18 protein-coding genes, 1 pseudogene and 2 riboswitches are annotated in these 19,089 nt (G+C 49.5%); of the genes and pseudogenes, 3 read left to right on the top strand and 16 right to left on the bottom strand.

Going from position 1 to position 19,089, the window contains the following annotated elements:
* Nucleotides 1-8: 8 nt before the first annotated feature.
* Both ON064_RS10645 and nfsA read right to left on the bottom strand, forming a co-directional pair.
* Nucleotides 9-623: an NAD(P)-dependent oxidoreductase gene (locus ON064_RS10645; RefSeq protein ID WP_274624746.1), complete on the bottom strand. Its 615-nt coding sequence runs from the start codon at nt 621-623 to the stop codon at nt 9-11.
* 46 nt (nt 624-669) lie between these two features.
* Nucleotides 670-1,401, bottom strand: coding sequence for an oxygen-insensitive NADPH nitroreductase (gene nfsA / locus ON064_RS10640; RefSeq protein ID WP_274624745.1), 732 nt, complete (start codon nt 1,399-1,401; stop codon nt 670-672).
* A gap of 103 nt (nt 1,402-1,504) precedes the next feature.
* Here nfsA and ON064_RS10635 point away from each other — a divergent pair, with 103 nt between their 5' ends.
* Nucleotides 1,505-2,062 (top strand): M15 family metallopeptidase, encoded by a 558-nt coding sequence (locus ON064_RS10635; protein ID WP_274624744.1) that lies wholly within the window; start codon nt 1,505-1,507, stop codon nt 2,060-2,062.
* Nucleotides 2,063-2,221: 159 nt separating this feature from the next.
* Nucleotides 2,222-3,268, top strand: a complete 1,047-nt coding sequence (locus ON064_RS10630; protein ID WP_274624743.1) for a bifunctional glycosyltransferase family 2/GtrA family protein — start codon at nt 2,222-2,224, stop codon at nt 3,266-3,268.
* A 63-nt stretch (nt 3,269-3,331) separates the two neighbouring features.
* Here the strand turns inward: ON064_RS10630 and ON064_RS10625 are convergent.
* The 10 genes and pseudogenes from ON064_RS10625 to ON064_RS10580 all read right to left on the bottom strand — a co-directional run bounded on the left by ON064_RS10625 (nt 3,332) and on the right by ON064_RS10580 (nt 12,422).
* Nucleotides 3,332-4,989, bottom strand: a pseudogene (locus ON064_RS10625) (sodium:solute symporter family protein).
* A 64-nt stretch (nt 4,990-5,053) separates the two neighbouring features.
* A complete protein-coding gene (locus ON064_RS10620) occupies nt 5,054-5,332 on the bottom strand; it encodes a DUF4212 domain-containing protein (RefSeq protein WP_058381882.1) in 279 nt (92 codons plus the stop codon).
* A 590-nt stretch (nt 5,333-5,922) separates the two neighbouring features.
* Nucleotides 5,923-6,390, bottom strand: a complete 468-nt coding sequence (gene ribH, locus ON064_RS10615) for a 6,7-dimethyl-8-ribityllumazine synthase (RefSeq protein ID WP_101189424.1) — start codon at nt 6,388-6,390, stop codon at nt 5,923-5,925.
* Between the two features lie 12 nt (nt 6,391-6,402).
* Complete coding sequence (ribB, locus tag ON064_RS10610; protein ID WP_274624742.1) at nt 6,403-7,650, bottom strand: 3,4-dihydroxy-2-butanone-4-phosphate synthase; 1,248 nt, start codon at nt 7,648-7,650, stop codon at nt 6,403-6,405.
* Between the two features lie 12 nt (nt 7,651-7,662).
* Nucleotides 7,663-8,298: a riboflavin synthase gene (gene ribE, locus ON064_RS10605; RefSeq protein ID WP_058381886.1), complete on the bottom strand. Its 636-nt coding sequence runs from the start codon at nt 8,296-8,298 to the stop codon at nt 7,663-7,665.
* Between the two features lie 5 nt (nt 8,299-8,303).
* Complete coding sequence (ribD, locus tag ON064_RS10600) at nt 8,304-9,386, bottom strand: bifunctional diaminohydroxyphosphoribosylaminopyrimidine deaminase/5-amino-6-(5-phosphoribosylamino)uracil reductase RibD (protein ID WP_274624741.1); 1,083 nt, start codon at nt 9,384-9,386, stop codon at nt 8,304-8,306.
* 98 nt (nt 9,387-9,484) lie between these two features.
* Nucleotides 9,485-9,615, bottom strand: a riboswitch (FMN riboswitch).
* 107 nt (nt 9,616-9,722) lie between these two features.
* Nucleotides 9,723-9,853: riboswitch (FMN riboswitch) on the bottom strand.
* Between the two features lie 112 nt (nt 9,854-9,965).
* Nucleotides 9,966-10,265 (bottom strand): TIGR04104 family putative zinc finger protein, encoded by a 300-nt coding sequence (locus tag ON064_RS10595; RefSeq protein ID WP_121300877.1) that lies wholly within the window; start codon nt 10,263-10,265, stop codon nt 9,966-9,968.
* A gap of 152 nt (nt 10,266-10,417) precedes the next feature.
* Nucleotides 10,418-11,401, bottom strand: a complete 984-nt coding sequence (locus ON064_RS10590) for a ring-cleaving dioxygenase (protein WP_274624740.1) — start codon at nt 11,399-11,401, stop codon at nt 10,418-10,420.
* Nucleotides 11,398-11,877: a MarR family winged helix-turn-helix transcriptional regulator gene (locus ON064_RS10585; protein WP_274624739.1), complete on the bottom strand. Its 480-nt coding sequence runs from the start codon at nt 11,875-11,877 to the stop codon at nt 11,398-11,400. The genes ON064_RS10590 and ON064_RS10585 overlap by 4 nt, the downstream gene beginning before the upstream one ends.
* Before the next feature lie 146 nt (nt 11,878-12,023).
* The gene (locus ON064_RS10580) at nt 12,024-12,422 is read right to left on the bottom strand and encodes a PaaI family thioesterase (protein WP_274624738.1); all 399 of its coding nucleotides are present in this window, start codon (nt 12,420-12,422) and stop codon (nt 12,024-12,026) included.
* Between the two features lie 122 nt (nt 12,423-12,544).
* On the opposite strand from ON064_RS10580, the gene ON064_RS10575 reads away from it, so the two are divergent.
* Nucleotides 12,545-13,288 carry an alpha/beta hydrolase gene (locus ON064_RS10575; RefSeq protein ID WP_274624737.1) on the top strand — a complete coding sequence of 248 codons (744 nt, stop codon included), beginning with the start codon at nt 12,545-12,547 and terminating at the stop codon, nt 13,286-13,288.
* Between the two features lie 57 nt (nt 13,289-13,345).
* On the opposite strand, the gene ON064_RS10570 is transcribed toward ON064_RS10575, so the two are convergent.
* The 4 genes from ON064_RS10570 to ON064_RS10555 form a co-directional block, all read right to left on the bottom strand.
* On the bottom strand, nt 13,346-13,981 hold the full coding sequence (locus ON064_RS10570; RefSeq protein WP_274624736.1) for an O-methyltransferase: 636 nt from the start codon (nt 13,979-13,981) through the stop codon (nt 13,346-13,348).
* 56 nt (nt 13,982-14,037) lie between these two features.
* The gene (locus ON064_RS10565) at nt 14,038-14,988 is read right to left on the bottom strand and encodes a siderophore ABC transporter substrate-binding protein (RefSeq protein WP_274624735.1); all 951 of its coding nucleotides are present in this window, start codon (nt 14,986-14,988) and stop codon (nt 14,038-14,040) included.
* 333 nt (nt 14,989-15,321) lie between these two features.
* On the bottom strand, nt 15,322-18,504 hold the full coding sequence (locus ON064_RS10560) for a hypothetical protein (RefSeq protein WP_274624734.1): 3,183 nt from the start codon (nt 18,502-18,504) through the stop codon (nt 15,322-15,324).
* A gap of 201 nt (nt 18,505-18,705) precedes the next feature.
* Nucleotides 18,706-19,089 (bottom strand): DDE-type integrase/transposase/recombinase (locus ON064_RS10555; RefSeq protein WP_274624733.1); only part of this gene is annotated, 384 nt, incomplete at its 5' end.

Here is a 19,089-nt window from a genome sequence, read left to right as displayed (position 1 = left end):
TTTCTCGTTTAATAGGCAATGCCGACGCGGCTTTTCAGGAAATCATCCGAATCCAATTGCTCATAGGCGAATAATGCAGTATCGCCAGCCGTAATTTCCTTGCCGTCTTCTGGCAAATAATTTTCTTCAAAACGGAAATAGCCTTTTGGTTCGCCGTCCGGCAAATACGTCGGGCACACGATCGTCCAGTCCAAATCACTTTGTTCCAATGATTTATAGGCTTTTTCATGTTCTTCCGCCGCAAAGGTCAATTGGCGCTTCGAATCGCCGCCCTGATAGCGCAGCAGCCCGGGACTCAAACGGCTGTTCAAAATGCCAGCGGTGCCGATCGTGATGATGCGCCGTATGCCTTCTGCTTCCATCGCTTTTACAATCAGCGGTGTCGCATCCGATAAGGTGGTCGTACGGTCGGTGCCGATCGCGCTAATTACGGCATCCGCCCCTTCAAGCGTCCGGCGGATATCTTCTTCATTGCGGACATTGCCGATTATCATGTCCAGATTCGCATGGGGTTCAAGATCTGCCCTCCGAACCAGCGCTTTCACTTCGTGTCCATCGCGAAGCGCCATGTTCAAGACGTATCTGCCGACTCTTCCCGTTGCTCCAAGTAATGCGATTTTCATTGCTTCTCAGCCTCCTCAATAATTCCGATTGTTATGACTGCCATTCTTATTTGAACAAATAACCGCGCTTAGCTAATACTTCCTTCAGGTCAGGACGATGCGGCTTGTTCAAAAATGTGGCCATCTGTTCGCTCCATTTCGCGGTTTTTTGATTGTTTGAGCGAGCGGCATAATAAGCCATGATCGTCTCATCGTAAGCAGGCAAAATTTCTGCGTATTTCGCTTCGTCGTATTCATTTTCATGAAGCACAGCTTCTACAGGAAGGCGCGGCTTCACTTCATTGGACTCATTCGGTACGCCGACCGTCAAGCCATAGACCGGGAAAACGCCTTCTGGCAAACCAACAAGCTTGCTGATTTCTTCCATATTGTTGCGCACTCCGCCGATATAGCAGATGCCATAGCCTTTGGATTCAGCGGCAAGCGCCAAGTTCTGCGCGAGCAACCCGACATCCGTGACCGCAACCAGTAAGTTTTCGGCCTGGTCGAACACAATATCTTCGCCTTGTAGTTTGGCGGCGTGGCCCAATCGGTTATAGTCGGCGCACATTAAGAACACAGCTCCGGCCCCTTCCATCTGTTTCGGGTTTTTGGACAGCTCGCCGAGGCGTTTGCGCTTGTCTTCATCCGTCACCCAAACGATGGAATAAGCTTGCACGAAGTGGGACGTAGCTGCATGCTGTGCCGCTTCGACCAATTCATGGACTTCTGCGCGCGTCAATTGCTGGTCTTTATAGTCGCGGACCGATGCATGTGATTTCATTAATTCAATGACCATTATGTATCCCTCCAAAAAATCTGTTTCCCCTATCGTACCAAAAACTCCTGTCGGATACTTGCTTAAGGATTTTTGCTACAATCAAGTTACGAGGTGAAATTACTTGAAAACATTCCGCACCGTCTTTTCATTGCTGTTGTTGTTCATCATCGGTGCATTTTTGTTTATTTGGATCGAACGGGAAATCGAAGAGCGCAACGAACGCGCTGAACGGCCGCTCCCGACCGGGCTACACCCGATCGTCGAATCTAAACGCAACCAGCTTATCGCGCAAGCTGAAGAAGCCGGGATCGACATCCTCATCACCGACGGTTTCCGTTCCGTTGAAGAGCAAAACGAGATCCATGCCCAAGGTCGCTCGCGGGGCGGGAGCGTCGTCACTTATGCAGAAGGTGGCGAGTCCTACCATAATTACGGACTGGCCATCGATTTCGCGCTGCGCTTGCCTGACGGCTCAGTCGTTTGGGATATCGAGCGTGACGGCAACGAAAACGGGCGTTCCGACTGGTTTGAAGTAGCGGACATCGCCAAAGAGCTCGGCTTCGAATGGGGCGGTGATTGGCAACGCTTCAAAGATTATCCCCATCTTCAGATGGACTTCGGTTTATCGATCCGCCAGTTGCAAGACGGCTATCGCCCTGAAGATGTCGTTGCCGATTAAGCCCTATGCCTGATTAAAAATTGATCCTTATTTAAAATCGCTACAAGATTCCTGAAGAGCAAGACTAAAGAACCGGAATTGGGGTAGTATCATTATATAGAGATAGAAACATATGCCAGTACCTTATTTCTGGATGTCAGAAATGGAAAGAGGTTGCCTGTGAAACAATTCGCCATCGTCATTCCGGCCTATAAACCGGAAGAGCCATGCATACTTACAATCGAAGAAGCGATCTCTGCCGGCTTTTCCCGGATTATCGTCGTGAATGACGGCAGCGGCCCCGCCTATAAAGGCTTTTTTGATGAGCTGGAAAAACTGCCGGAAGTGACTTTATTGACTCATGCGGTCAATCAGGGGAAAGGGCGCGCATTGAAGACAGTTTTTCATTATATCCTCAATCATCAACTGCCGATTGAAGCCATCATCACAGCCGACGCAGACGGCCAGCACCTGGTATCGGACATGGTCAAAATCGCAAATGAACTTGAAGCATCGCCGAACCATGTGGTGCTGGGGGCTCGGGATTTTTCTCAGCCCAATATCCCGTTCCGTAGCCGCTTCGGCAACCGGTTTACGCGCCTCTTGTTCCGCTTGTCGACCGGCGCAGATTTAACGGATACACAGACAGGCCTGCGCGGGATTCCCGTGAAATTCCTGCCGAGGCTTCTTGATATACTAGGCGAACGCTTTGAATATGAAATGAACATGCTCGCGGCACTGAAAAAGAATTATATTCCGGTGTCGGAAGTGACGATTGAAACGGTTTACTTGGACGAGAATAAGTCGTCCCATTTTCACCCGCTCCGAGATTCTTACCATATTTACAAGATTTTTTTGTTTTACGGGATATCAGGTGCGGCTTCATTTGGGCTCGATATCGCTTTGTTCTGGCTGTTCGTCCAGCTATTGCGCGACGAATCACCGGAAACGTTCATCATCATCGCCACGGTGGCGGCCCGCATCCTGTCTTCCCTGTTCAATTACTATATCAACCGCAATAAAGTCTTTAAGCAGGGCTCCAAACAATCCTTGCTGCGCTATTATATATTGGCGGCTTTCATCATGGGCGCTTCCGCCGCATCGGTCCACTTCTTGTATGCAGAATGGCTCGGCCGCGGAGAAGTGATCTTGAAAGTGATGGTCGATACTGTGCTGTTCATCTTTGGTTTCGTGGCCCAGCGCGCTTGGGTTTTCCGGAAAGAATAAAGACTGCCACACACATTTGCCGAATATAGAAAAAGAGCGGAAGCCCGGGCTTCCGCTCTTTTTTCAATGCTCCGGACGTTTGGTTTCGACCGGGTCGGTGCGCCATACTTCACCGTCTTTATATGTCATGCCTTCTGGATAGCGCAAGTCCAGAACTTCTTCCTGCGTTTCTTTCGATGGCGGCTTCGTCGCCAATGAAACGATGATGATCGTTAGAATCGGGCGCCTGTATCGATAATGCCGAGAATCGTAAAGCCGCCGAATTTAGCAGCGAAAATATACGTCAAGGTGACCGTCAACCCGACCAGCATGCCGGCAATAACGCCCGGCCCATTTGCCCGTCTCCACCACACACCGAGAATCAGCGCCGGGAAGAACGTTCCGGATGCAAGCGCAAATGCCCATGCCACAATCTGCGTAATCGCGCCCGGTGGATTCAGCGCCACGATGCCGGCTGCGACAGTCGCGATGATGATCGACGAACGGCCGACGAGCAGTCGCTGGCTTTCCGTCGCTTTCGGGTTAATTGAACGATAATAGATATCCTGGGAGAGAGCGGCTGAAATGGCAATCATCAGCCCACCCGCTGTCGATAGTGCCGCGGCCATTGCGCCCGCGGCCATCAACCCGATGACAAAGACACCGAGATTGGCGATCTCAGGCGTTGCCATGACCACTATATCGTTGCTGATGACGATTTCTTCCCATTGCAGGATGCCATCGCCGTTTGTATCAGCAACCGACAACGAGCCTGTGTTCACCCACGAAGCCGTCCAAGCCGGTAAATCAGCAATTGAAGAGCCCGCCACTTGAGTCATCAAGATGAAACGTGAAAATGCAGCATAAGCCGGTGCCGACAAGTAAAGCAAGCCGATGAATAAAAGCGCCCACGCCCCGCTCCAACGGGCTGCTTTCATTGTAGAAACCGTGTAAAAACGCACGATAACGTGAGGCAATCCGGCTGTCCCGGCCATTAACGTAAACATGAGTGCAAGAAACTGCCATTTGGTCGCTTCCGTAAACGGCACGACGTATTCAGAAACGCCAAGCTGCTGATCAAGCTGCTGGAGTTCCCCGATGATCTGCCCGTAAGACAGCCAAGGAATCGGATTGCTTGTCAATTGAAGCGACATGAAAATAACAGGAATTAAATAGGCGATAATCAAAACCAGGTATTGCGCCACCTGCGTCCACGTAATCCCTTTCATCCCGCCAAGTGCCGAGTAGAAAGCGATCAAGACGACACCGATGATTGTACCGACGGCTGTCGGCACTTCTAAAAGCCGGCCGATGACGACGCCGGACCCCGAGAGCTGCCCAATAGAATATGTAAAACTGATGATGATAGTGGCAACTGCCGCGATCAAACGTGCGGTACTGCTGCTATAACGGTCGCCGATAAACTCCGGCACCGTGTAGCGCCCGGATTTCCGGAGCTGCGGCGCCAATAGGAAAGTCAAAAGCAAATATCCGCCTGTCCAACCCATGATATAGGCAAGGCCGTCATATCCGAGCAACATGACCGTTCCGGCCATCCCGATGAACGACGCGGCACTCATCCAGTCGGCGCCGATCGCCATCCCATTGAATACGGCAGGAACATTGCGCCCGGCTACATAAAAGTCGGATGTTTGCCTGGCCATATTATAGACGGCGATGCCGATGTACAAGCCGAATGTTGCCAGGATCAATACAAGTGATACGAGAAATTGTGAATCCACTGCTTCTCCCCCTTGTCGATTATGCAATTTTATCCATCGCTTTCAGTTAGTCGGAAGCCCTTTGCTATTTCTTGTCTTCCAAGTCTTGATCCAAACCGAATTTTTTGTCGATCCGGTCATTGACGATGGCGTTAACGAAAAGCAAGATGATAAAAGTCAACACTGCCCCTTGCGCTCCCATGAAATAATGGAAAGGCATTCCATTGACGCTGAAGCCCGACAATTCCTCCGCGAACATGACGACCCCGAAAGATGCCGAAAACCCGATCAGTAAATAGATGGTGACCAACGTGGTACGAGTCCGGAAATACGCATCTGCTTGTTTTTTATCGATCTTCCTCAAATTACCCACCCCTTTGCCGGTTTAGAAGCCGAATTCCTCTATTGCGAAGTTCACCCCCTCAACTGGAAAATGAAACGGACCGTATCCAGGAATGGGAGTGGCACCATTATGACCTTGACGAGCATAAATGCAAATAGCGATGCAAATGGAAGGAAAAAATAGACGACCTTCCGTCTTTTCAACCCCGCGACTACGGACACGATGGTGATAAGGCTCAATGTAAGAACCCAGATCATCGACTCACTCCTTTTTTGAAAACGCTAACAAATAAGCCTACGGACGGCCTATCATAAGTGATGATTCGCCCTTCCCCCTCCCTTTCCATTTTAAGGATAATAGATGTTTTCTTTTTTCATTATTCTAAAACTTCTGTTAATTGTCAATGCATTATTATAATAAGATTTAAATAAAATCTCTTTTGAACTCCATGCATTATGGGATTGAAATTCCAGGAAACGCCACAATAAAATGAGCCTGCATTCATGAAAGAATGCAGGCTCATTTTATTTATCCATTTAACTTAAATGATTGATAGACAGAAAATACCTGGCTCCATTCCGCCAATCAAACACAGTTTCAGCTCCGTTCGATCAGTCGAATGCTTTCATCAAATTGCCCATTTCCACTGCAGAAACTGCTGCTTCATAGCCTTTGTTTCCAGCTTTCGTGCCAGCGCGTTCAATCGCCTGCTCGATCGTTTCCGTCGTCAACACGCCGAAAATGACCGGAACGCCTGTCGACATGCCGGCTTGCGCAATGCCTTTTGCCGCTTCGCTGCAGACGTAATCGTAATGGGTCGTCGAACCGCGGATCACGGTACCGAGTGCAATGACGGCATCGTATTTTTTTGTTTCCGCCATTTTCTTCGCGACCAGCGGCAATTCAAATGCCCCCGGTACCCAGGCAGTGTCGATGTTTTCCTTATTTACGCCGTGGCGCACCAAGCCGTCGACGGCGCCGTCCAACAAGCGCGAGGTGATGAAATCATTGAATCTGCCTGTAACGATCCCTATTTTTAAATCCGATCCGATCAAATTTGCTTCGTAAACTGTTTCCATTATGAACACTCCTTAGTCGATTAGATGATGCATCCGTTGTTTTTTCGTTTTCATGTATTGCGTATTGTCTTCAGTTGGCGGGATGACGAGCGCCAGCCGTTCTTCCACTTCGATGCCGTATTCGATAAGCGCATCTGTCTTGGCTGGATTGTTCGTCAACAGCCGGACGCGCGACACGCCCAGGTCTTTCAGCATCAAAGCGCACAATGTATAATCGCGCATTTCCGCAGGGAAGCCCAGCTGTTCATTCGCCTCGACCGTATCCAAGCCCTGTTCTTGCAGCTCATACGCTTTCAGCTTGTTCAACAAGCCGATGCCGCGCCCTTCCTGTCTCATATAGAGGACGATGCCCGCGCCTGCCTGTTCGATCAATTCAAGCGATTTCGCAAGCTGCGCCCCGCAATCACAGCGGCGCGAATGGAAAATATCACCGGTCAAACACTCTGAATGAATGCGCACAATCGGTGCTTCCACCGACTCGGGATTGCCTTTGACGATGGCGACATGCTCTTCTGTATCCAGGCGGTTGGAATAACCCACCATGCGGAATTCACCGAAGTCGGTCGGCATGTGGACACTCGATTCCCGCTTGAGAATCGGGTCTTTCTCCGCGCGGTACGCATAGAGATCCTCGATGGTAATAAGTTTCAAATTGAATTCATCTGCCAGCTTTTCCAGTTCCGGCATGCGTGACATTGTGCCGTCAACATTCATGATTTCACAAATGATTTCCAGTTCCGGCATGCGTGACATTGTGCCGTCAACATTCATGATTTCACAAATGACCGCTGCCGGTTCGCTGCCGCTAAGACGCGCCAAATCGACTGACGCCTCTGTATGTCCTTGGCGCTGGAATACGCCGCCCGATTTTGCGACAAGTGGGAAGACGTGCCCCGGCCGTTTGAAATCCTGCGGCACAGCTTTTGTATTGAGCATCTGCAAAATGGTGTCCGACCGTTCAAAGGCGCTGATTCCCGTCTTGGCATCTTTATGGTCGATGCTGACGGTAAATGCCGTTTCGTGATGGTCAGTATTATGGCTGACCATTTGGTCGAGTTTCAGCCGCAATGCGATATCCGGCGAGACCGGCGTGCAGATAAGCCCCCTGCCATGCGTTGCCATGAAATTGATGTTTTCAGGCGTCGCATGTTCTGCAAGACAGACAAAATCGCCTTCGTTTTCCCTTGATTCGTCATCTACTAGAATAATGACTTTTCCTGCCTGCAAATCCTTTACTGCTTCTTCGATTGTATTTAGCATCGGTTTGCTCCTTTAAAATCCGTGGCGCCGCAAATAATCGGCGTTCATCGGTTGTTTTGGCGCATGCTCCATAAAACGCTGCACGTACTTCCCGAACATATCGGTTTCGAGATTGACCGAATCGCCTACTTTTTTGCTGCCCAAAGTCGTTTCTCCTGCCGTATGCGGGATAAGCGAAACGGTCAAATGATTTTCGCTGAGTTCGAAAATCGTTAAGCTGATGCCGTCGATCGCGACGGACCCTTTGACGATCGACTGCGCAAGCAATTCAGGAGGCGCCGCTATATCGATATACATCGCATTTTCCTGTGGGCGCTTGCGCAAGATCTTGCCGACCCCATCGATATGGCCCGCGACAAGATGTCCGCCGAAACGGCCATTCGCCGCCATGGCACGTTCCAGATTGACAGCACTGGATGTACTAAGTGACGAAAGGGTCGTGCCGTGGAAGGTTTCCGGCATGACATCCACCGTGAAACGGCCGCTTGATAAGGAAGTCACAGTCAAACAGACCCCTTCGACTGAAATGCTGTCGCCGATTTTTGTTTCTTCTAAGACAACATTTGCACGGATCGTCATTTCCATGCTGGACGCGCCGCGCTTGATCCCCGCGAGTTGCCCCTTTTCTTCTATAATTCCTGTAAACATTTGTGTCACTCCTTTAAGGTGGAGGTGATCTTCAGATCCGTTCCGAGGTGCTCCACCTTTTGTGTCTCCAAGCGAATGCCGTTTGACGCAGAACTGGTTTGCAGGTCGCCGAAGACGGAAACGGTTCCTTCGCCGCCGAGAATAATCGGTGCAATATACGTAGCAACTTCATCCACCAGGCCGCTTTTCAAAAAAGCGGTATTGATTTTTTGCCCGCCTTCCACAAGAACAGACAACACCTTCTGCTCGGCCAGCAATTCCAGTGCAGCGGCGATTTCCACATCCGGCGTGTCGAGTTGAAGAATGCGGACATGGTCCGGAAATGTTCCGCGGCTATCGATATCGGCTTGTGACCCGACGATAATCCAAGTAGGGGCATCAGGTACTTGAATGACATGGCTCTCTAACGGAATGCGCAGCCGGCGATCCAAAATGACCCGGATCGGCTGCTTCGGGGAGTCAGCAAATCGATTGGTCAAACGGGGGTTGTCGAGTGCAATGGTCTGCGCGCCGACTAGGATGGCGTCGTGCAGCAAGCGCAGTTCGTGGACGTCGCGCTGCACTTCAGGCCCCGTAATTTTTTCCGAACGGCCGCCATATACAGCGATTTTGCCGTCTAGCGTGATGGCATGTTTCAATGTGACGAACGGCCGATTTTTGCGGATAAAAGTGAAGAACATCCGGTTCAGCTCCGCAGCTTCCTGCTCGCAGACACCGGTCTCTACAATGACTCCGGCATTTTCAAGCTTTTGGATGCCTTGGCCTGAAACGAGCGGATTCGGGTCAAGCACAGCGACGACAACACGGCGGATGCCGGCTTTTATAATCGCGTCTGCGCAAGGACCTGTCCGGCCATGATGGCTGCAAGGCTCCAGCGTCACATATAAATCCGCGCCTCGCGCTTCCGCGCCTGCCATATTCAGCGCATGGATTTCTGCATGCGCCTGTCCCGCTTTCAGATGCGCGCCCATGCCGATGATGCGGCCATCTTTGACGATCACCGACCCGACTAGCGGGTTGGGGGAAGTCTGCCCGGCAGCTGATCGTGCCAACTCCAGTGCGTGCTTCATGATTTGCTGATCGTCCACTTGATCACACCTTTCAGAACAAAATAAAACCCATTGATTAGCCAATGGGTTAGAAGACAATAGGAAATAGAACTATAGAAAACTCTATAATTTCCGTGTTCTTCCTTCTCCCATCCAGACTTTAACTGTCGGCTTTGGACTTGCACCAAATCCTGCCCCGAAAGGCTCACGGGCTTCGGATTGCTCCGTTACCGTCGATTGGGAATTTCACCCGACCCCGAAGGAATACTATTCAGTTGATCATCCACAGTATGCAAAAAAGGCCCCTTTCATAAAAGAAAGGGGCCTTGAAAGTGCATATCAAATAAACCTAAGCGATTGCTAGTAGGCTGTTTGACGGTTCTTCTCCCATCCAGACTTTGACTGTCGGCTTTGGACTTGCACCAAATCCTGCCCCGAAAGGCTCACGGGCTTCGGATTGCTCCGTTACCGTCGATTGGGAATTTCACCCGACCCCGAAGAACGCTATAGATGATTATCTGTAAGTCTAGCGCAAGCTCAGGGGGCTGTCCAGAAAAGAATCTTCATTTGTTGCGCACAGGCAACTGAATCCCTAGAAAGAAACTCGGATTTCACTAGTCACCACATCGGCCCACGCTCGTCTGTCAATTCGATAAAGAATGGGTAAATGCCCATGATCACTAAAAAGGAAACCAGAAATAAGGCGAGGGAAACGAACGGATCGATGCCGAAAGCGACCGAAATGAACATGATGAGCGGAGCGGCGAAGACGAACAAGCTGGTCTTTTTCCGAGATTCCATCGTCATGAATTGCTCCTGCCGGCAAGACGGGCAAGTTAAGCTATCCCCGAGTGTGAACAATCTGCAGACGGTCTGCCCCCATGTCCATATCGTTCCGCAATTTCGGCATTTCGGCATCGCCGTTCTCCCCTTTCCTTGTACTATCTATACTTACGTACATAAGTGGGATAAGTTCCCAAAATTGTCCCATTATTTTAAGTTTGGGCCTGCTTTCTACTTTCCTTCAGCATTAAAAAACACTGCCCATTGTGAGCAGTGCCTAACATTCCTTATAGGTATTCTTTTTCGATATCCTTCGTGCTGCGCTCCGTATCAATCGGGCGCACCATGCTTTCGATCTGTTCACGCTTCGGCTCTAAAAACGGCGGCAAAGAAAGCTTCTCCCCAAGCGTTTCATATGGCTCATCGCCCATGAAGCCCGGGCCATCTGTTGCCCATTCAAACAATAAACCAGGTGCGACCCGTGCATACAACGATTCAAAGAAGAAACGGTCGACGTAGCCGGAAGTCGAGAAGCCGATTTCCTGCATATGGCCGATCCATTCATTCAATGCTTCGCGGTCCGCCACGCGGAAGGCGGCGTGATGCACCGTGCCGAAACCTTGCTGGCCGGATGGCAAGTCTGCATTATGCTCGACGATCACTTGCGCACCGTTTCCGCCTTCGCCCATCTCGAATAAATGAAGCGGCCCTTCGTTGGCAATCTCACGCATATGCATCGCTTTTTCCAATACTTCCTTCAAGTAATCGAATTGCCCGATGCGGATATGGATCGGGCCAAGGCCGGCGATGGCAAATTCAAGTGGGACCGGGCCGTGCTGCCACGGAGTGCCCGCTTGTACGCCTTTGTTGTTCTCGTCCGATACAAGCATATACTGCTGGTCATCGAAGTCGGAAAACGACAAAGTTTTCACGCCGAATTGCTCGGTTATGGCCGTGTGCTGCACTTCGTATTTGTCGAAACGTTTTTCCCAATAGCTAAGCGCTTCGTCCGTCGGTACGCGGAAAGCCGTTTTGTAAATTTCGTTCGTGCCGTGAGAGCCTTTCGGGATTCCGGGAAAATCAAAGAAAGTCATATCCGTCCCAGCAGAGCCTTTGTCGTCAGCGAAAAACAAGTGATAGGTTTGAATATCATCTTGGTTCACCGTTTTCTTAACCAATCTCATGCCCAATACATACGTGAAAAATTCATAATTCTTCTCGGCGCTGCTCGTAATCGCCGTTACATGGTGGATCCCTTTCAATTCGTTCATGCATACCGCTCCTTGTCTTTTAATATTCCATCTTTCGGTTCAATACTTTCTTTTGCTTCGTAGCCGACTTTTTTCAGTTTCTCGATCAACTCCGCTACTTCCTCTTGCTCAAGCCCGGCAAACACTTTATCCATCTGCCGTTCATGTTCAGGGAAAATGCGCTTCATCAATTCCTGGCCGTCGTCAGTCAAAAGGGCATAAGTCACGCGCCGGTCTTCTTTGCACGCTTCCCGTTCGACATAGCCTTTGTGCTCCAGCTTATCGACCACGTAGGTGATGCTGCTGCTCGCAATCAACACTCTCTTGCCGATTGCCTGTATCGGTTGCCGGCCTTGGTGATAGAGCAGTTCGAGCACCGAGAATTCCGTCGCATTCAAGCCGTATCCCGCCACGTCGCGTTTAATGGCGTCATGGACCGCATCCGCAGCGCGAATCAAAACCGTCACAGCTTTCAGGTTCTGGTTGGAGAACTCCATTTATTCCACCTCTTTATTTCGAATTAAAATATCTTTAATTAAAAGTAATTATAACAAGCAGCCGCTTACGGGTCAAGAGAACGGCTTCCAATTGCAGCCAATTAAAAAAAACCTCTTCGCTAGATGCGAAAAGGGGCTATTGAAATTTATAATTTGAACGTACCGGTGCTATAGGCCAATAATTCATCTTGATCGCTGACGACGCGCCCTGTCAGTATCACTGTACTATTCGTCTGATGCAGCATTTCAGCGTGGAAAATGGCCGTTCCCTCTGCCAAGCTTTTGATAAAGCGAACTTCCATTTGAATCGTTGAAACCGCATCGCTTCCGAGCGAGCGCGAGGCAAGCCCCATGACGATATCGATCCCCGACATGATCGCGCCGCCATGCAGCATATTTTGCATATTGTCATTTTCGGTTTTTTTCTCCAAACGCATGGACGCCTTGCCATACTCCACCCGGTCGATTTCAAAACCGAGCATTTGGAAATAAGGGCCGTTCTCGAACTGCTCGATCAATTGCGTATATTCCTGTACTTTTTGCACGCGATCTCCCCCAGTTGATTATTCTTCCATTAGTATAGCATTCCTTTTTGAGGCAGTTGAATGGGCAGGACTTTCCCAAAAAGCAACGAATACTTAAGGACTACCTAAAAGGAGGTTTTTGGATGACACACGATTTTGATGTTCTTCCCGGCGCAGAGCCGTTCATTTCACAAGGCGGGAAAACGGGAATTCTCGTATCCCACGGCTTTACCGGCACGACTCAAAGCATGCGCCCGCTTGCCGAGGCTTTCGAGAACGAAGGATATAGCGTCTATGCCCCGCGCCTTAAAGGGCATGGGACGCATTATGAAGATATGGAAACAAGCACGTATCAGGATTGGATCGCTTCTGTCGAGGAGGCATACGCTTGGTTGTCGGAGCGCTGCGATAAGATTTTCGTGGCTGGCTTGTCGATGGGCGGGACCTTGGCGCTTTATATGGCGGAAAACCATCCGGAGATCCGCGCCATTTCCTTGATCAACGCTGCCGTTGAAGTTCCGGACATGGAGGGCGTTAAGGAGTTGCAGGATGTGCGCTTTTTGGACGCCATCGGATCCGATATCAAAAAACCGGGAATCACTGAGCTTGCCTACGACAAAACACCGGTCGCTTCCGTTAAGGAGATCCTGTCCTTCATGGATTTGGTCCGTAAAAACCTTTCGGCCATTCATTGCCCCACGCTGCTGTTCGTCTCGCCGGAAGACCATGTCGTTCCGCCGGTTAATTCAACATTCATTTTCGATCATATTTCATCTGAGGAAAAAGACCTTATCGAAATGCCGGATAGCTACCATGTGGCGACGCTTGATCACGACCAGCAACGGATCATCGACGGCACACTCGCCTTTTTCCGCAAATACGAATAAATTCTGCTCTATAAATAGAGTAAAGGACGGAAGGCTCTCACGCCTTCCGTCCTTTTGTCATTTTTTCACTCTCGCCACGAGCAATCCATCGCCGACCGGCAGCAGGATCGATTCCAATTGCGGGTGCCTTGCAACCGTTTCGTTGAACTTCTTCATCGCTTCGGTGTGCTGGCGCTCTTTACCCGCATCTGCCACACTTCCCCCAGCCAGTACATTATCGGCGACAATCAATGCCCCGTTTTCTGCAAGTTCTAAGCAAGCGGCTAAATAGTTTTCGTAATTCTCCTTATCGGCATCGATGAAAAAGAAATCGAATGTCCGTCCGTCGTTTTTCAATTGCGTCAAGCTGTCCAAGGCAGGACCGGCCAGATAATCGACTTGGCTGCCGAATCCCGCTTTTGCCAGATGGGCGTTTGCCAGTTCGGCATAGTCCTGCTCCAATTCCAGTGAAGTCAAATGGCCTTTTTCGCCAAAGCCCCGCGCCAGGCAAATCCCGCTATAGCCGCCGAGTGCGCCGATTTCCAATACCCGTTCCGCTTCCGTCATTGCCACGAGCATCGTCAGCAGTTTTCCGGACGCTGGCGATACCGAAATCGGCCGCATGCCGAGTGCGTTAATGGCGGCAAGCACCCCTTCCAGCACCTCGTCTTGCTCGACAAACACTTTATTGATATAAGAATTGATTTCCTCCATATCCTCATTCCTCCTTATGATTGAGAAAAGCCCCGGGGGTGCCGGAGCTTTGATACTTAGAATGCAGATTCGATAGCGTTGACCATTTCGCTGACAGACTGCAGGCCGCCGCCGGATAGGTACCAATAATCCGGATCCAAGTAAATGATCTTATCGTTTTGATAAGCGTTCGTTTTCTGGACCAATTCATTTTCCAATGAATCTTTCGCGCTTGCGTCATTGCCGACTGCTGCATTGCGGTCGACGACGAACATCATGTCCGGGTTCGTATCGAGGATGTATTCATACGTAATGCTTTGGCCGTGCGTGGAAGCTTCGATGCCTTCGTCCGCTTGTTTCACGCCAAATACGTCGTGGATGATGCCAAAGCGTGAAGCTGCACCGTATGCACTGACTTTCCCTTCATTGGCCAGAACGATCAAGCCTTTTTCATCAGAAGTCGCTGTTTTCGCTTTGATGCCTTCGATTTGTTCGTTAATGGCTGCAAGCTCTTCTTCAACTTCCGCTTCTTTGCCGAAAATTTCCCCGACCGTTTCCATATTCGTTGTGAACGAGTTCATGTAATCCGTTGTATCTACGCCTAAGTGAATAGTCGGTGCGATGTCGCTGAACTCGTTATACATTTCCGCTTGGCGGCCGGAGATGATGATCAAGTCCGGATCCATAGCGTGGATCGCTTCAAAATCCGCTTCTTTCAATGTGCCGATGTTTTCGTATTTCTCAGTATCTTCGTATTGCTCCAAATATGTAGGAATATTCCCTTGTGCAACGCCTGCCACAGATTCCACTCCCAATTGATCGAGTGTATCCAGGATCCCGAAATCGAATACGACGACTTTCTCAGGGTTTTTCGGAACTTCCGTCTCGCCCAGTTCATGCGTCACTTTAACCGTTTCCGTTGTTTGTGCATCCGCCGTTTGGCTGTCTGTCGCCTCTTCTTCTGCTCCGCAAGCTGCGAGAACTGCAAACATCATTAGTATCAAAATTGCCGTTATCCATTTCTTCATTTTTTCCGTCTCCTCTTCTATTGAAATTATTGGATGATGGACATCCCTTGTGCATTATGTAATCTTTCTTCGGTGACTCTTGAAAAATCGCTCCCTTCAATGATCAGATGATACTGATAATCATTATCACTTAACCACATTTATTAGTATAGCAGAATAAAAAACACTTTCAAGAACTAAATGAGAATTATTTTCAATTGTTTTTTCGTAAATGAAATAGCCGAGGCTCTGCTTCTGCTTCAGCTGTTCACAATAAAAAAGACCCAGTACCAACTGCCTCTAGGTCGTTAGTTGTTCTAACGGTTCCAGCGCAGCCCATAATGGGTCTTTTCGTCACTCAGTATTTTTGAAGGTTTCTTGCAAAATGTAATAGGATTCTTTCAAGCGTTCCCGCGTTTGCGGCAACCCCCATGCTTCCCATGAATAAAGCTTGCTGCTGTCCAAGCCCATCGACTCCAGTTCTTTTCCGTCCGGATTCTCAAGAACCGCTGCAGCTTTTATGCCTTCCACTGTCATGCTCGCCGCTATGCCGCCTTTTTGCAAATTGCCCGTGAACTCTTTTTTCGCCGGGTCTTTCGCATTCAATAACATCCATGGAATCCGGATTTCCAAAATCCCGTCCTCTTCTGAATAATAATAGTCATTCAATGAATCGTATTGATCGTCTTTAGGATCGGCTATGCCAAAGCGCAGCTTCCCTGTCTCATAATACTCGAAAGGGTAGACTTCACCTGTATCCGGGCGCGTGAATTCCTTGTTCAATGCCAGGCGCATCGGATGGAAGTTGTTTTCAATATCCGGCTCTTTTGGAATCATCTCCAGCCGCTCGTAGTAATCGTAATAGAAGGTGTCGTAATCGCCGGCCACTTTAAGCGCCGCTTTTTCCCCATCGATGGAAAGCTCGAAATCAGCAAGGAAGTCCTCTGCTACTTGAATTCCCTGATCATCCCGTACACTGAAGTACAAGCGCAAGCGGTCTTCATTCCACCACTCCTCTTGTGGATCGAACTCCGCTTTGACGTACACGTAACGCTCGTCGGAATCCATCGATAACGAGCGCAAGGCGCCTTGCTCTTTTTCATATAGCAGCGATCCATCCTGCCAATCGTCTTTGCCGTCGACTTTCACTTTATGGCGGTCGAAGCTCAACAAGCCGAATTGCTGCTCGTTTGTTTGGGCATTGGACCAGAACGGGCGCTCATCGGGATTGTCATAATCCATCGTGTTCCATGTGCGCTTGAACCATTCATCCTGCCAAGTGAACACCAAACCGCCAAGCATTCCTTCTTCGAGGATATCTTCATACAAACGGCTGGCGATTTCCCCTTGCTCACTCTCGGAAATAAAGCCTTGGTTCCAGCCGAATGGGTTTTTATGGGTCATGCCCCTTGAGGCCGGCACACCGAATTCCGCAATCAACAATGGCATATCGTGCGATTCGTTCAAATCACGTAAATACCCCGCGTAATTATTGCGCTCGCCGCGGTGGTCGATAAATTCCGTATATTTCTCTTCTAAGTTCAGGAAATCCGGATAGTATGGATAGACATGATACGAAGCAAACATGCCTACTTCGGCCAATTCACCGATCGTACGGATATGGTTGGGATCCACCGTCGCCAAATCTTCTTGTTCACTCGGCTCTGCCGGTTGGTCGATATTATCGGTCGTCACCCAATTCGTGAAGCTGAGCGGGCGCATGCTGTCATAGGTTTCGTATTCATAGGCAGCTAAAACGTCCAGCTGCTCCGCAATCCAGTACTCCATCGGATTGGCATCTTCGGTTTCGATATATGTGCCCGAAAACTCGCCAAGATCCGGATATTTACGGTTCATCTCGTCGACTGTAAACGGGTACCATTCAATACCAATCATCCAGCCGATGACGTAATCGGAAATGTCTGCCGTGTAAGTTCCGGAAGCATGCCCCGGCTCTTCATCAACTTCGGCATCACCGTGAACGGCATCCGCCACTTTTTTCATCTCTTGCTGGAAGCGTTCCGTAATTTCAGGCGTGAACGCATCCAAGGTTTCTTCTAGCGGCCCTTCATCAATCCATACACCGTGGTAGACATAGAGCGGCGTTTCGGCTGATTCATTGTACTTGGCCAATGCTTCATAGAAAGCAGGCGGGTGGAGCGTATAGACGCGAATCGCATTGGCGTTCATTTCCCCGATCGCCTTGAACCAGCGGTCGTATTCCTCGCGGGTGATCGCTGCTTCGCCAGGGAATGTGCCGGGTTTTGCCATGCCCATATTGACGCCTTTGACGGTGAATTCTTTCCACTCGCCATCTTCGAACACTTCAAACTGCTCGCCATTTACACGCGATGGATAGGAAATCCCGTCTTTTTCAGCTGCCGACGACACTTGTGACGGCGTTTCCTGCTCTTTTCCTGAACTGTCCGCAAGAATCGATTCCATCATTGGCACATACGTTTTCCAATAAAAACTATCGTTGCCGCCAAATGACATCCAATCCCTCATTTTTGCGAGTCCGCCGTATTGATAGAAAGCCGGCACGTCCTCAACATCGACAAAGTCACCAGCGAAATAATAGACCCCCGCATCATTTACAGTCGTGTGCATGACGGCCGGGAAATTCTCAGGAATCCCGCGTTCGGCAAGTGCCGCTTGTCCTTGTTCGCCAAGAGACCATTCGTATTCAGCGAGCACTTCGGTTTGTCCTTGCACTTCGGTTTGTCCTTGCACTTCATTGATATCAAACCAATAATCGAACGTTGGGCTTTCCTGAAGGTCAAAAGCCGTTTGTCCAGGCTCCGTGAATTTCACGTGCAGCCCGGCACTTTCGATATCGCCCCGCTCTTCAGACAGGACGACAATCTCGCCACTAGCGTCTTCGACGAGCACAAATCCTCCGCCCGTGAACTGCCAGTCTTCGGCGTCTTGTTCATAGTTCTGGATGATCCAATCCGGCACCTCGGCCCCTGCTGCTAAGTCAGGGAAATAGCGGCCGCTCCAGCCACTCCACTTAATGCCAAGAAACTCTTCCATATCTGCGCTGACATCAGCATCTGTCGGGGAAGCAAATGTATTGAATTCAACGACTAAATCGCTGCCCCCATCCACCACTTGCTGCTTGATCGCCTGCCATTCAGCCATCTCCAAGCCGCCATAGATGAGCTCGGAGCGTTCTCCTTGTGCTTCTTGCCAAGGGAGATCGTCTTCGTATACCCCGTATGCATCAGCCAAATAAATCAGGTCGTAGCCTGATCCAAGTTCCTCAACGCCACGAATTTCATAATCCTTGTCGGTTTCATCCGGCATAAAACCGAAATAATCCGCGTCCGCGAGGTAGTCCGACTCATCCTCTTTGACATAACGGTTATGGTTCAAGACCCAAGTCAGCCCTTTATGTTCGCGGTAATTTTCCGATGGGACGGTTTTATCGACAATCGCCACGTTCAAAGGCTCGCTTCCTTGAAACAGCCAGATAAGAAATGGCGATAGCAATAACAGCAACACAATCGCTGCACCAATGATTGTTTTTTTCATAATGAATACCTCTTTTCCAATAAAACCTATTTACGGTTATTATATAGTATAAAAATTTTGTTTAAATAGAAAATATTGCTAAAAAGTGAACGCTTTACATCTTTTTTTATTATTTGATTCCGCTGATGTGTCCAGACGCAAAGAAGCCCGTCCTTTTTGTAGACTGACATAGCGATTTGAGACAACCATAAAACACCTTTATTAGGCTGCTTGCGCCCCGAACTCTCGGGGTGATAAGTAGCCTAATTTTGTTAGAATCCGATCTTCGTTATAGTGCTGGATGTAGTTGTTCACTTTTTCAATCACATGAAGATTCGGAAGGGAATTGAATTTAACAAATTGAAACTCCTCTGACTTGATACTCGAGTGGAACGATTCAATAACGGCATTATCCCAACAGTTTCCACGTCTCGACATACTACTTACTAAGTGCTTCTGTTGAAGCACCTGTTGATAGGCGTGAGAGGTGTAGACGCTCCCTTGGTCCGAATGGACAATGACCCCTTCTGGATAGCCTCGCTTTTCTAAAGCCGCCTGTAAAGTATCGATGACAAGTGAGGTCTGTTGGTGCGAATAGAGCCGGTA

The organism is Planococcus sp. A6, assembly GCF_028823615.1.
In the GTDB taxonomy this organism is placed as follows: Bacteria; Bacillota; Bacilli; order Bacillales_A; family Planococcaceae; genus Planococcus.
The sequence above is the reverse complement of the archived record's forward strand: the minus strand, read 5'-3'. Positions and strand labels throughout refer to the sequence as shown.

Coding starts and splice junctions, on each gene's coding strand:
- ON064_RS10585 (WP_274624739.1), bottom strand. CDS start 11,877: ATGGAGTTCTCCAACCAGAACCTGAAAGCTGTGACGGTTTTGATTCGC.
- ON064_RS10645 (WP_274624746.1), bottom strand. CDS start 623: ATGAAAATCGCATTACTTGGAGCAACGGGAAGAGTCGGCAGATACGTC.
- ON064_RS10560 (WP_274624734.1), bottom strand. CDS start 18,504: ATGAAAAAAACAATCATTGGTGCAGCGATTGTGTTGCTGTTATTGCTA.
- ON064_RS10595 (WP_121300877.1), bottom strand. CDS start 10,265: ATGCCGAAATGCCGAAATTGCGGAACGATATGGACATGGGGGCAGACC.
- ON064_RS10590 (WP_274624740.1), bottom strand. CDS start 11,401: ATGAACGAATTGAAAGGGATCCACCATGTAACGGCGATTACGAGCAGC.
- ribB (WP_274624742.1), bottom strand. CDS start 7,650: ATGCTAAATACAATCGAAGAAGCAGTAAAGGATTTGCAGGCAGGAAAA.
- ribH (WP_101189424.1), bottom strand. CDS start 6,390: ATGGAAACAGTTTACGAAGCAAATTTGATCGGATCGGATTTAAAAATA.
- ON064_RS10570 (WP_274624736.1), bottom strand. CDS start 13,981: ATGGAGGAAATCAATTCTTATATCAATAAAGTGTTTGTCGAGCAAGAC.
- ON064_RS10575 (WP_274624737.1), top strand. CDS start 12,545: ATGACACACGATTTTGATGTTCTTCCCGGCGCAGAGCCGTTCATTTCA.
- ON064_RS10565 (WP_274624735.1), bottom strand. CDS start 14,988: ATGAAGAAATGGATAACGGCAATTTTGATACTAATGATGTTTGCAGTT.
- ribE (WP_058381886.1), bottom strand. CDS start 8,298: ATGTTTACAGGAATTATAGAAGAAAAGGGGCAACTCGCGGGGATCAAG.
- nfsA (WP_274624745.1), bottom strand. CDS start 1,401: ATGGTCATTGAATTAATGAAATCACATGCATCGGTCCGCGACTATAAA.